General features: G+C 74.8%; 10 protein-coding genes. 4 read left to right on the forward strand and 6 right to left on the reverse strand.

Translation table 11 applies throughout. From position 1 onward, the window contains the following. The coding region (locus ACWENR_RS25775) for a hypothetical protein (protein WP_452279538.1) at positions 1-194 on the reverse strand (194 nt) is incomplete at its 3' end. Between the two features lie 201 nt (positions 195-395). Here ACWENR_RS25775 and ACWENR_RS25780 point away from each other — a divergent pair. After that, positions 396-773, forward strand: coding sequence for a PH domain-containing protein (locus ACWENR_RS25780; RefSeq protein ID WP_452279539.1), 378 nt, complete (start codon positions 396-398; stop codon positions 771-773). 144 nt (positions 774-917) lie between these two features. Here the strand turns inward: ACWENR_RS25780 and ACWENR_RS25785 are convergent, their stop codons facing one another. Further along, positions 918-1844, reverse strand: coding sequence for a 2-hydroxyacid dehydrogenase (locus ACWENR_RS25785; RefSeq protein WP_452279540.1), 927 nt, complete (start codon positions 1842-1844; stop codon positions 918-920). Positions 1845-2030: 186 nt separating this feature from the next. Between ACWENR_RS25785 and ACWENR_RS25790 the strand changes: the two genes are divergently transcribed. The 3 genes from ACWENR_RS25790 to ACWENR_RS25800 all read left to right on the forward strand — a co-directional run bounded on the left by ACWENR_RS25790 (position 2031) and on the right by ACWENR_RS25800 (position 6700). Then, entirely contained in the window at positions 2031-3845 is a 1815-nt protein-coding gene (locus tag ACWENR_RS25790) for a GAF domain-containing SpoIIE family protein phosphatase (protein ID WP_452279541.1), read from the forward strand. Between the two features lie 70 nt (positions 3846-3915). Beyond that, a complete protein-coding gene (locus ACWENR_RS25795) occupies positions 3916-5091 on the forward strand; it encodes a PQQ-dependent sugar dehydrogenase (protein ID WP_452279542.1) in 1176 nt (391 codons plus the stop codon). Positions 5092-5149: 58 nt separating this feature from the next. Beyond that, positions 5150-6700 (forward strand): metallophosphoesterase, encoded by a 1551-nt coding sequence (locus ACWENR_RS25800; RefSeq protein ID WP_452279543.1) that lies wholly within the window; start codon positions 5150-5152, stop codon positions 6698-6700. Positions 6701-6787: 87 nt separating this feature from the next. Here ACWENR_RS25800 and ACWENR_RS25805 read toward each other — a convergent pair whose 3' ends face one another. From ACWENR_RS25805 to gatC, 4 genes are all read right to left on the reverse strand, one after another. Further along, a complete protein-coding gene (locus ACWENR_RS25805; protein ID WP_452279544.1) occupies positions 6788-9157 on the reverse strand; it encodes a transketolase-like TK C-terminal-containing protein in 2370 nt (789 codons plus the stop codon). 131 nt (positions 9158-9288) lie between these two features. Beyond that, positions 9289-10782, reverse strand: coding sequence for an Asp-tRNA(Asn)/Glu-tRNA(Gln) amidotransferase subunit GatB (gene gatB, locus ACWENR_RS25810; protein ID WP_452279545.1), 1494 nt, complete (start codon positions 10780-10782; stop codon positions 9289-9291). A 13-nt stretch (positions 10783-10795) separates the two neighbouring features. After that, complete coding sequence (gatA, locus tag ACWENR_RS25815; protein WP_452279546.1) at positions 10796-12271, reverse strand: Asp-tRNA(Asn)/Glu-tRNA(Gln) amidotransferase subunit GatA; 1476 nt, start codon at positions 12269-12271, stop codon at positions 10796-10798. A gap of 67 nt (positions 12272-12338) precedes the next feature. Further along, on the reverse strand, positions 12339-12644 hold the full coding sequence (gene gatC, locus ACWENR_RS25820) for an Asp-tRNA(Asn)/Glu-tRNA(Gln) amidotransferase subunit GatC (protein WP_091096942.1): 306 nt from the start codon (positions 12642-12644) through the stop codon (positions 12339-12341). Positions 12645-12802 lie beyond the last annotated feature (158 nt).

A 12802-nucleotide genomic window follows, 5' to 3' on the forward strand; every position in this document is an offset into this window, starting at 1 on the left:
CCGCCACAGGTCGCGCTCCTTGGCCACGGCGAGGTTGTCGAGCAGCTTGGCCGCGCGGCGCCCGCCAGCGCCACCACGGCCGGGGCCGGCACCCGGCCGGTCGCGCCGGCCAGCAGGAGCAGCGCGACGGCGACGAGGACCACGGCCTCCGGCGCGGCCGGGCGGCGGGCGGGGTGCGGGTACGCGAGGGGCACGGCGGTCGCCTTCGTGAGGGGGCACGGGCGGTGCGACGGTGCGGGGCGCCGGACAGTTGGTCCACGGCCCACCTCACGCCAACGAGCCCGCACGGCGGCGGTGACGCCGAGACGACAGTGATCCTCGTCACTGACCACGGCAGGGTCACCCCGACGCCGCCCGGCGGTTACCGGGGCCGACGCAGGTGGGATCATCGGGGGGTGAGCAGCTCCCCCACCGTCAGCTTCCGGCACAACCAGGCGATCCTCGCCGCCGCGATCATCGCGTTCATCGGCGCCCTGCCGCTGGCCGGGGCCCGGTGGTATCTGCTGCCGGTGCTGCTCGTCCCGCTCGCCGTCGGGCTCTGGGCGCTGCGCGCCGGCACCGACGCGGACGCCAACGAGCTGCGCCTGCGGGCGCTGCTCGGGCAGCGCCGGATCAGCTGGGACCGGGTCGTGGAGTTGGCCCCCGGCCCGCGTGGCCGCGCGGTCGCCCGGCTCGACGACGGCCAGGTGGTGCAGCTGCCCGCCGTTCGCGGCAGCGACCTGCCCCGCCTGGTCGAGGCCACCGGCCAGACCCTGCCCGGCTCGACGCGCTGACCCGCCGTCCCCGGCGCGGCGCGCCGAGCCAGCGTCCCCGGCCCGGCGCGCTGGCCCGCCGACCACGGCCCGGCGCGCCGACCCGCCGTCCACGGTGCGGCGCGTGTCCCGGCGGCGCGGGCGCCGACCACCCGGCCCGGCGGCTCAGTAGCCGTCGACCACCGCGTTGACCAGCGGTTCGCCGGCCGCGAACCGCCGGACCTGCTCCCCGACCAGCCGGTACGCCCTCGGCAGGAAACCGCGCACCGAGCCCGCCACGTGCGGGGTGAGCAGCACGTTGGGCATCGTCCAGAGCGGGTGGTCGGCCGGCAGCGGCTCCGGGTCGGTCACGTCCAGCGCGGCCGAGATCCGGCCGGTACGCAGCTCGGCGACCAGCGCCTCCGTCCGGGCCACCGGCCCGCGCGCGGCGTTGACCAGCAGCGCGCCGTCGCGCATCGCGGCGAGGAACCCCTCGTCGACGAGCCCTCGGGTCTGCTCGGTCAACGGCACCAGCAGCACCACCACGTCGGCATCGGGCAGCAGCCCCGGCAGCTCCTCGACGCCGTGCACGCCCTGCCCGGGGCGGGCGGTCCGGGCCACCAGGGTGAAGGTCACGTCGAACGGCGCCAGCCGGTCCCGCACCGCCGTGCCGATGGAGCCCGCCCCGACGATCAGCACCCGCTTGCCGGCCAGTTCGTCGGTGGGGGCCACCTCGTCGTACGCCCACTCGCGCCGGGCCTGCGCCCGGGCGAGGGTGGGGAAGGCCCGCAGCTGGGACAGGATCGCCGTGACCACCCACTCGGCGGTGGACGGGTCGTGCACGCCCCGGGCGTCGCAGAGCGTCACGCCCTCCGGGACCCGGCCGGCCCAGGCGTCCGCCCCGGCGGAGAGGAGCTGCACCACCGCCAGGTCGGGCAGCTCGCGCAGCAGCGCGGTGGCGTCGCCGCCGGCGAGGAAGGGCGGCACCCAGAACCGGACGCCGGCCACCTCGGAGGGGCGCCGGGTCGCGTCGGTGAGCACCTCGACCGTGACGTCCGGCGGCAGCTCACCGAGGAGCGTACGGCCGGCCTCGTGCGGGATCCATACCTTCACGCCCGCCGACGATAGGCCCCCGGCACCGCCGCGGGTGGGGCGGGGCGGGCCCGGTACCCGAACGGGCCGGTCGCCCGCGCGTGGGTCAGGGGCCACCGCCCGCGGGCCGTGTCGATCCCGGGGCGGACGGGGTATAGGGGTGGCCGGAGTGCCGGTCGGCCTCCGATCGGCACAGGCAGGTGATCGATGACCGACGGCATTCGCGACGACGCCCCGGGGTGCGCTGCCCCGGCCTCGGCGCTGCGCGACCCGGACCGGCTGCGCTCCCTCGCCGAGACCGGGCTCACCGCCGCCCCCGACGAGGCGTTCGACCGGTTCGCCCGGCTGGTCGGGGACCTGCTCGACGTGCCCGTCGCGCTGGTCTCCCTGGTCGACGCCGACCGCCAGTTCTTCCCCGGCGAGGTGGGCCTGTCGCAGCCCTGGGCCGCCCTGCGGCAGACCCCGCTGACCCACTCGTTCTGCCGGCAGGTCGTGGACCTCGGCACCCCGATGGCGCTGCCGGACGCCCGGCTCGACCCCCTCGACCGGGACAACCTCGCCGGGCCCGAGCTGGGCGTGGTGGCGTACGCCGGGATGCCGCTGACCGACCTGGAGGGCCGCGTCCTCGGGTCGCTCTGCGCGATCGACGACAAGCCCCGCGACTGGACCGCCGACCACCTGCGGACGCTGGCCGACCTGGCCGCCGCCTGCTCGTCGGAGCTGCGGCTGCGGATCGCCCTCGACGGCGCCGAGCAGGCGCGCCGGCGCGCCGAGGAGGCCAACGGCCGGCTGGAGCTGCTCGCGAAGCTGGCGGGGACGCTGGCCGGGACGCTCGACGTGACCACCGTGCTGCGGCACCTCCGCGACACCATGGTGCCGCTGCTGGCCGACTGGGTCCTGGTCACCCTCGTCGGGCGCGACGGATCACCCCGGGAGGTGACCGCCGTGCACCACGACCCGTCCCGGGCGGCCGACGTCGCCCGCTTCGCCGAGCTGATGCGGACCGGCCTGAGCGCCGACTCGATCACCCGGACGGTGCTGCGGACCGGCCGGTCCGTGCTGGGCAGGGCCGGCTCGCTCGCCGACGTGCGGCGGGGCACCGTCGGGCCGGAGATGCCGGCGATCGCCGCGCGGCTCGGCTTCTCGTCGCACCTCAGCGTCCCGATCAGCGACGCCGGGCGGGTGCTCGGCTGCGTCAGCCTGATCAACGGCCCGGCGCGGCGCGGCTTCGACGACAGCGACCTGTTCATCGCCGAGGACATCGGCCGCCGGGTCGGGCAGGCGATCGGCAACAGCCGGATGTACGGCGAGCAGCGGCACGTCGCGCACGTGCTGCAGCACAGCATGCTCCCGGAGCTGCCCGCCACCGACGACCTGGAGCTGACCGCCCGCTACCAGCCGGCGGCGGACCGGGTGGAGGTCGGCGGCGACTGGTACGACGCCTTCCGCCAGCCCGGCGGGGAGTTGATCGCCGCGATCGGCGACGTGGCCGGCCACGACATCGAGGCCGCCGCGACGATGGGCCAGCTGCGCAACCTGGTGCGGGGCAACGCGTACGGCCGGCCCGACACCGTCGACGAGCTGATGAGCCGCCTGGACGAGACGATGCGCGGGCTGCGCATCCCCGCCGCGGCCACCGCCATCCTGGTGCGGCTGCGCGCCGACGAGGCCGGCGGCCGGCGGGTCACCTGGTGCAACGCGGGCCACCCCGCGCCGCTCGTGGTCCGGGCCGGGGGCGCGGTGGACGTGCTCGGCGGGGCGGCGGAGCCGCTGCTCGGGCTGCGCCGACCCGTACGCCGCACCAGCCGGGAGGGTCATCTGGCAGTGGGCGACACCCTGTTGCTCTACACCGACGGCCTCGTCGAGCGGCGGGACCGCAGCATCGACGAAGGGCTGACGGAGCTGACCGAGCGGCTGGCCGGCACGAACGGGCTGCCGCTGGACGAGCTCCGCGACCTGCTGCTCACGGCCGTCCACCACCGGGAGGACGACGTCGCGCTCCTCGCCGTCCGGGCCCGCTGAGCACCCGCCACGGCGTCCGGTCCGATCCGTCGGCCCCGGCGGGACGCCCGGGCGGGCTACCCTGGGCCGGGTGAGCGCCCGTCCCCCGTACCCTCGCACCCGCCGCCTCCGGGCGGCCCTGGCGGCGTCGTGTGCGGCGCTGCTGATCGCGACCGCCGGTTGCAGCTTCGGCGAGCCCGAGCCGGACCCGGCCGGTGAGCCGCCCACCTTCCCGACCCCCTCGGCGACGGCGAGCGCCGGCGCCGCCGGCCAGGAGGTGGTCACCACCGTGCTGGCCAAGGGGCTGCGGGTGCCGTGGGGAATCGCCTTCCTGCCCGACGGCGCCGCGCTGGTCACCGAGCGGGACAGCGGCCGGATCCTGCGAGTCGGGCCGGAGTCGGGGCCCGAGGGCCTGAAGGTCACCCCGGTGCAGACCGTCCCCGACGTGGCGGCGGCCGGCGAGGGCGGGCTGATGGGCATCGCCGTCTCCCCCGACTACCGGCGGGACCGGACGGTCTTCGTCTACTACACGACCGCACGCGACAACCGGATCGCCCGGCTGGAGCTCGGCGGCACGCCCACGCCGATCCTCACCGGCATCCCGAAGGCGGGCATCCACAACGGCGGCGGCCTCGCGTTCGGCCCGGACGGCCTGCTCTACGCGAGCACCGGCGACGCCGGCGACCGGCCGCAGGCGCAGGACGCCAAGCGCCTCGGCGGGAAGATCCTGCGGATCACCCGGGACGGCAAGCCCGCCCCCGGCAACCCGTTCCCGAACTCCCCGGTGTGGTCCGTGGGCCACCGCAACGTCCAGGGCATCGCCTGGGACGCCGGCAAGCGGATGTACGCCGTCGAGTTCGGCCAGAACACCTGGGACGAGATCAACCAGGTCACCAAGGGGCGCAACTACGGGTGGCCGCAGGTCGAGGGGCGCGACGACGACAAGCGCTACGTCAACCCGATCGTCCAGTGGCCGACGTCGGACGCCTCCTGCTCGGGGCTGGCCGCCACGGACCGGCTGCTGGTCACGGCCTGCCTGCGCGGCAAGCGGCTGTGGCTGGTCGAGCTGACCGACACCGGCACGGTGCTCGGGCAGCCGCGGGAGCTGCTGACCGGCCGGTTCGGGCGGCTGCGCGCCGTGGCCGCCGCCCCCGACGGCTCGATCTGGGTGAGCACCTCCAACCACGACGGGCGCGGCAACCCGGTGCCCGAGGACGACCGGCTGCTGCGTCTGGTCTTCGCCGACGGCGGGGCCGGGCGGAGCTGACGCCACCGGAGCGTCCGGGTTTCCCAAGATCCCTCACTGGGCAGGTCAGAATCTCAACATGGACGGGCAGGAGAACGAGCAGCAGGACCACCGAGGCGGCGACGCCCCGGCGGCCGGTCGCGCCCGCCGCCGCGACGCCGGGCGGCGCGCACTGCGCGCGAGCGGGGTGACGCTGGCGGTCCTGGTCGTCACCCTGGTCGGGGTGGTGATCGGCGTGCTCGCCGGCGGCCGGGTCAGCACCGACATCGGGCCGTTCCAGGCCGACCTGACGGTGGCGCCGGCGGCCAGCGGCGGCACCACGGTCGACATCCCGCCGCTCGGCGCGCTGCTGCTCGACAGCCACGACGGGCCGACCCACCTCACGGTCGAGCTGGGCGCGCTGGACCAGAGCCGCACCGAGGCGCTGCTCGACGACCCGGCCAGCATCGACCGGGCCAGCCGCTCGGCCGTCGAGGACGTGCGGGAGGGCGTGCTGCGGCTCGGCCTGCGGACGCTCGCCTCGACCGTGCTGGTCACCCTGCTGTTGGCGCTGCTGGTCTTCCGCGACACCCGGCGGGCGGCCTGGGCCGGCGGGCTGGCGCTGGTCATCACGGCCGGCAGCCTCGGCGCCGCCGCGTCGACCATCCGCCCCCAGGCCATCGAGGAGCCCCGCTACGAGGGGCTGCTGGTCAACGCCCCGGCGATCGTCGGCGACGCTCGGCGGATCGCCAACGACTACACCCGCTACGCCGAGCAGCTCCAGCGCATCGTCGGCAACGTCAGCCAGCTCTACACCACCGTCTCCTCCCTGCCGGTCTACGAGCCGGCGCCCGGCACCACCCGGGTGCTGCACGTCTCCGACATGCACCTCAACCCCACCGGCTGGCAGCTCATCCGCACCGTCGTCGAGCAGTTCGGCATCGACGTGGTGATCGACACCGGCGACATCACCGACTGGGGCAGCGAGCCGGAAGCCTCCTACGTCGGCTCGATCGGCCTGCTCAAGAAGCCGTACGTCTACATCCGGGGCAACCACGACTCCGGCCGGACGGCGGCGGCCGTGGCCCGCCAGCCGAACGCGATCGTGCTCAACAACACCACCACCACCGTCGCCGGGCTGACGATCGCCGGCATCGGCGACCCGCGTTTCACCCCCGACAAGAACACCTCCCCGGCGGGCAGCGGCCTCACCAAGCAGGTCGCCGACCAGGTGATCGGCGTCGGCGACCAGCTCGCCGCCACGGTGCGCAGCTCGCCGCGGCCGGTGAACATCGCGCTGGTGCACGATCCCGCCTCCGCCGGCCCGCTGTCGGGCACCTGCCCGCTGGTGCTCGCCGGGCACACCCACAGCCGGCAGGTGTCGAAGCTGCCGGAGGCGCCCGGGCAGATGCCGACCCAGCTCATGGTGCAGGGGTCGACGGGCGGCGCCGGGCTGCGCGGGCTGGAGGGCGAGAAGCCGACCCCGCTGTCGATGAGCGTGCTCTACTTCGACGAGAACAAGCTGCTCCAGGCGTACGACGACATCACCGTGGGCGGCACCGGCCAGGCCCAGGTGAACCTGGAACGGCACGTCGTGGAGGACCCGAAGGCGGGCATCCCCGCCCCGGTCACCCCCACCCCGACCCGCTGACCCCGACCCGCTGGCTCGCCGATCCGGTGGCCCTGTCGCGCCGGTCGTGGGCGGTGGCCCCGGCGCGACAGGGCGGCCGACGTCGCGTCAGCGCAGGGACAGGGCGGCGAGGGCCGCGTTGACGATGCTGCCGGGAAGCAGGTCGTGCAGCTCGTACAGCTCGTGGACGCTGCCGGACTGGCCGAACTCGTCGACGCCCAGCGGCACCGCCGGGGCGCCGACCGCCGAGCCCAGCCACGCCATCGCGTGCGAGGCCGCGTCGTGCACCGTCACCACCGGTACCCGGTCGACGAACGCCGAGCGCAGCGCGCCCGGCACGCTCGGCACGGTCGCCGTGCGGACGCCCTGCCGCAGGGTGCGCTGCCAGGCCCGGTAGAGGCGGTCCAGCGAGGTGACGTCGACGACGTGCGCGGCGATGCCCTCCTCGGCCAGCTCCGCCGCCGCCGCGAGCACCTCGGGCAGCACCGCGCCGGAGGCGGCGAGCTGCACCACCGGGGCGTCGGCCAGGTGCGGGTACGCCTGGTGGGCGTCGACCAGACGGTACGCCCCGGCGACCGCCTGCCGGCGCAGCACCGCGTCGCCGAGCCGGGCCCGGGCCGCCTCGAAGGGCGCCTGGTCGATCGGGCGGGTGCTGAGCCGGAAGTAGTACGCGCCGTCCTCGGCCGGGGCGGCCGTCGCCGACGGGGTGGAGCCGCCCGCGATCTGGCCCAACGCGTCGCAGAGCAGCCAGTCCAGGGTGGCCGCGTACGCCGGCTCGAGGAACGTCACCCCGGGCAGCTCCAGGCCCACCGAGGCGGTGATGGTCGACTGGTGGGCGCCGCCCTCCGGGGCAAGGGTGATGCCCGACGGGGTGCCGGCGACCACGAAGCGGGAGCCCGAGTAGGTGCCGTAGAGGAACGCGTCGAGGCCGCGCAGCACGAACGGGTCGTAGACGGTGCCGACCGGCAGCAGCGGCTGGGCCGACAGGTCCCACGACAGGCCGAGCTGGCCGAGCAGCAGGAACAGGTTCATCTCCGAGATGCCCAGCTCGATGTGCTGCCCGGCGGGGCTCTCCGTCCAGCGCAGCATCCGGTCCTCGGTCCAGGACCGCTGCTCGGTGGGCGCGAAGACGCCGGTCTTGTTGATGAACCCGGCGAGGTTCGTGGAGGTCGCCACGTCCGGCGCGGTGGTCACCAGGTAGCGGCCCACCTCCGGGTTGCGGGCCAGCTCGACCAGCACCCGGCCGAAGACCTCCTGGGTGGAGATCGGCTTGTTGGCGCGTACCCTCGTGCTCTCCGGGACGGTGACCCCCAGCGCCCGCTCGCGGGGCGCGCGGGACAGCGCCTCCCGGCGCTCGCCGGCCCGGATGCCGGCCTCCGACGCCGGGTCGAGGCGGTCCCACTCGGTCTCCGCCGTCAGGCCGTGCGCGGCGCGCAGCGCGTCGACCTGCTCGGTGCTGAGCAGCGCCGAGTGGTTGCGCGGGTTGCCGGCGATCGGCAGCCCCCACCCCTTCACGGTGTACGCGAACACCACGCTGGGCCGGTCGGTGACGGCGTCGCACTGGGCGTACGCGTCGAGCATGGCCGCCATGTCGTGCCCGCCCAGGTCGGTGACCAGCGGCCCCAGCTCGTCGTCGCCGATGTCGGCGATGAACGCCTCGATCCCGTCCGGCGCGCCGTCGAGGAACTGCCTGCGCAGCGCCGGGCCGGCGAGCCCGAACAGCGACTGGTACTGCTCGTTGGGCATCGCGTCGATCCAGTCGCGCAGCCGCTCCCCGCCCGGCCGGGCGTACGCCTCGGCGAGCCTGCGGCCGTACTTGACCTCGACGACGTGCCAGCCGGCGGCCTCGAACTGGCCCCGCCACTGGTTGATCCGCACCCCGGGCACCACCCGGTCCAGCGACTGCCGGTTGAAGTCGACGAGCCACATCACGTTGCCCAGGCCCGTGGTGGCCGGGTCGGCGACCGCCTCCCAGATGTTGCCCTCGTCGAGTTCGGCGTCGCCGATGAGGGCGACGAACCGCGAGTGCGGGCGGGCGCCGAAGTGCGCGTCGACGTAGCGCCGGGTCGCGGCGGCGAACAGCGGCGCCGCCGCGCCGAGCCCCACCGAGCCGGTGGAGAAGTCCACCTCGTCGGGGTCCTTGGTCCGCGACGGGTAGGACTGGAGGCCGCCCCGGGCCCGCAGCCGGGTCAGGTAGGAGCGGTCGAGGTTGCCCAGCAGGTACTGGATGGCGTGGAAGACCGGCGAGGCGTGCGGCTTGACCGCGACCCGGTCCTTGGCGTCCAGGTGGGCGAACCACAGCGCCGTCATCGCCGTCACCAGCGAGGCGCTGGACGCCTGGTGCCCGCCCACCTTCACCCCGTCGCCGGTGTCGCGGTCGTGGTTGGCCGCGTCCACGATCCGGGTGGCGAGCCAGAGCACCCGCCGCTGGATCTCGTCGAGGACGTCGAGGTCGGTACGGGGCGGCTGCTCGTTCACGGTGGCTCCATCTAGGCGTCGCCGTTGACGCCTCGCGAGGGGTGCGGGGGGGGGGTGCGGGGGTGCGGGAGGGTCGGGGGGTGTGCGGAAGGGCCCCTTCCCACAAACCGAAGGGGCCCTTTCCGTACGCCTCAGGCGGTGAGGCGTTCCAGGATCAGTTCGCGGACGGTCTTGGCGTCGGCCTGGCCGCGGGTGGTCTTCATGACCGCGCCGACCAGCGCGCCGGCCGCCGCGACCTTGCCGCTGCGGACCTTCTCCGCGACGTCCGGGTTGGCGGCGATCGCCTCGTCCACGGCGGCGGTGAGCGCGCCGGTGTCAGAGACGACCTCCAGGCCCCGGTTGGTCATGATCTCGGTCGGCGAGCCCTCGCCGGCCACCACGCCCTCCAGGACGGTCCGGGCCAGCTTGTCGTTGAGCTTGCCGGCGTCGACCAGGCCCTGCAGCTCCGCGACCTGCGCCGGGGTGGCCCCCACGTCGGCCAGCTCCACGCCGGTCTCGTTGGCCCGCCGGGACAGCTCGCCCAGCCACCACTTGCGGGCGGCGGCCGGGGTCGCGCCGGCGGCCACGGTCTGCTCGATCAGCTCGACCGCGCCGGCGTTGAGCACCGACTGCATGTCCGCCTCCGACAGGCCCCACTGCTCCTGGAGCCGGCGCCGGTGCAGCCGGGGCAGCTCGGGCAGGGCGGCCTTCAGCTCGGCCACCCAGGCGGCGTCCGGCGCGAGCGGCACCAGGTCCGGCTCCGGGAAGTACCGGTAGTCGGTCGCGGTCTCCTTGGAGCGGCCCGGCGTGGTGTCGCCGGTGTCCTCGTGGAAGTGCCGGGTCTCCTGCGTGATCCGGCCGCCCGCGTCGAGCACGGACGCCTGCCGGATGATCTCCGACCGGACCGCCCGCTCGACCGACCGCAGCGAGTTGACGTTCTTGGTCTCGGTGCGGGTGCCCCACTCCTGGCCGGGCAGGTTGAGGGAGGTGTTGACGTCGCAGCGCAGCGACCCCTCCTCCATCCGCACGTCCGAGACGCCCAGCGAGCGGATCACGTCACGCAGCTCGGTGACGTAGGCGCGGGCCACCTCCGGCGCGAGCGCCCCGGCGCCGGGGACCGGCTTGGTGACGATCTCGACGAGGGGGATGCCGGCGCGGTTGTAGTCGACGAGCGACTCCGTCGCGCCGTGGATGCGCCCGGTGGCGCCGCCGACGTGCAGCGTCTTGCCGGTGTCCTCCTCCAGGTGCACCCGCTCGATGCCGATGCGCACCAGCTCGCCGTTCACCTCGACGTCCAGGTAGCCGTCGAAGCAGAGCGGCTCGTCGTACTGGCTGATCTGGAAGTTCTTCGGCATGTCCGGGTAGAAGTAGTTCTTCCGGGCGAACCGGCACCACTCGGCGATCGAGCAGTTCAGCGCCAGGCCGATCCGGATGGTCGCCTCGATGGCCGCCTTGTTGGCCACCGGCAGCGAGCCGGGCAGGCCCAGGCAGACCGGGCAGACCCGGGTGTTCGGCGCGCCGCCGAAGTCGGTCGGGCAGCCGCACCACATCTTGGTGTTCGTGCCCAGCTCGACGTGGGTCTCCAGGCCGATCACCGGTTCGTAGCGCGCGACGACCTCGTCGTACGCGGGCAGTGTCGTCGTCATCTGAGCTCCTGCCTCACAGTGCCGGTGGGGTGAACGTGCCGACGGCGCTCTCCAGCGCGGCGGCGACCCGGTACATCCGGTCGTCGGCCATCGTCGGGGCCATGACCTGCAGACCGACCGGCAGCCCGTCGGAGAGCCCGCACGGCACCGAGATGCCCGGCCCGCCGTAGAGGTTCGTCGGGATGGTGAACAGGTCGGCCAGGTACATCTGGTAGGGATCCGAGGTGCGCGCCCCGACCGGGAACGCCACGAACGGGGTGGTCGGCGAGATCAGCGCGTCGACCTGCTCGAAAGCGGCGGTGAAGTCCCGGGTGATCAGGGTGCGGACCTTCTGCGCCTGCCCGTAGTAGGCGTCGTAGTAGCCCGACGAGAGCGCGTACGTGCCGATCATGATCCGGCGCTTGACCTCGGGGCCGAAGCCGGCCTCGCGGGTCATCGACATGACCTCCTCCAGCGACCGGTTGCCGTCGTCGCCGACCCGCAGGCCGAACCGGACGCCGTCGAACCGGGCCAGGTTGGAGGAGCACTCGCTCGGGGCGATCAGGTAGTACGCCGGCAGCGCGTACTTGAAGTTGGGGCAGGACACCTCGACGATCTCGGCGCCCAGCTTGGTCAGCGCGTCGACCGACTCCCGGAACGCGGCCAGCACGCCCGGCTCGGCCCCCTCGCCGGTGAACTCGCTGACGATGCCGAGCCGCACGCCGGTCAGGTCGCCGGTCGCGCCCCGCTTCGCGGCGGCCACCACGTCCGGCACCGGCTGCGGGATCGAGGTGGAGTCGCGCGGGTCGTGCCCGCCGATCACCTCGTGCAGCAGCGCGGCGTCCAGCACCGTACGGGCGCAGGGGCCGGGGGTGTCCAGCGAGGAGGAGAACGCCACCAGCCCGTAGCGGGAGGTGCCGCCGTACGTCGGCTTCGCGCCGACGGTGCCGGTGACCGCGCCGGGCTGGCGGATCGAGCCGCCGGTGTCGGAGCCGATCGCCAGCGGCGCCTCGTACGCGGCCAGCGCCGCCGCGCTGCCGCCGCCCGAGCCGCCCGGGATGCGGCTGAGGTCCCACGGATTGTGCGTCGGCCCGTACGCCGAGTATTCCGTGGAGGAGCCCATCGCGAACTCGTCCATGTTGGTCTTGCCGAGCATCACCGTGCCGGCCTCGCGCAGCCGCCGCACGATCGTCGAGTCGTACGGCGGGCGCCAGCCCTCCAGGATCTTCGACCCGACGGTGGTCGGCACGCCCTTGGTGGTCAGCACGTCCTTGACGGCGACCGGCACGCCGGCCAGCGGGCCCAGCTCCTCGCCGGCGGCGCGGCGGGCGTCGACCGCGGCGGCGGCGGCCAGCGCGCCCTCGCTGTCGACGTGCAGGAACGCGTGCACCCGGTCGTCGACCGCGGCGATCCGGTCCAGGTGCGCCCGGGTGACCTCGACGGCGGAGGTCTCGCCGGCGGCGACGAGCCCCGCGATCTCCGTCGCGGTCAGTCTGGTCAGGTCACTCATGCCGCCGCCTCGCTTCGCTCACCGGCGCCCTCAGCGCCGCGCACACCGCGCCTGATGGTCCGCTCGCTCATGACGCCACATCCTCGTCCAGGATCCGCGGTACGCGGAACCGCTGCTCCTCGGCGTCGGGCGCGCCCGACAGCGCCTCCTCCGGGGTCAGCCCGGGCACCACGACGTCGTCCCGCAGGACGTTGGTCAGCGGCACCGAGTGCGAGGTCGGCGGGATGTCCGCCGCCGCGACCTCGCCGACCTGCGCGACCGCCTGGAGGATCACGTCGAGCTGGCCGGCGAAGGTGTCCAGCTCCTCCTCCGTGACGGCGAGCCGCGACAGTCGCGCCAGGTGCGCGACCTCCTCGCGGGAGATGGCGGCCATCGGTGCCCCCTTCGTGACGATGCTGCTGGTCGGGCCGGGTGCCGACCGCGCGATCGGTGCTGCGTGACGCGCGGTGACCGGAGCGAGTCTATTGTTCCGCCCCGGCGGCGCGTCCCCGACTCCCCCTCCGGGCGCGGCGCGCCCGACCGCGCCACCCG

The sequence above is a fragment of the Micromonospora sp. NPDC004336 genome, from assembly GCF_053602615.1.

Coding starts and splice junctions, on each gene's coding strand:
- gatB (WP_452279545.1), bottom strand. CDS start 10,782: ATGACGACGACACTGCCCGCGTACGACGAGGTCGTCGCGCGCTACGAA.
- ACWENR_RS25800 (WP_452279543.1), top strand. CDS start 5,150: ATGGACGGGCAGGAGAACGAGCAGCAGGACCACCGAGGCGGCGACGCC.
- gatC (WP_091096942.1), bottom strand. CDS start 12,644: ATGGCCGCCATCTCCCGCGAGGAGGTCGCGCACCTGGCGCGACTGTCG.
- gatA (WP_452279546.1), bottom strand. CDS start 12,271: ATGAGTGACCTGACCAGACTGACCGCGACGGAGATCGCGGGGCTCGTC.
- ACWENR_RS25790 (WP_452279541.1), top strand. CDS start 2,031: ATGACCGACGGCATTCGCGACGACGCCCCGGGGTGCGCTGCCCCGGCC.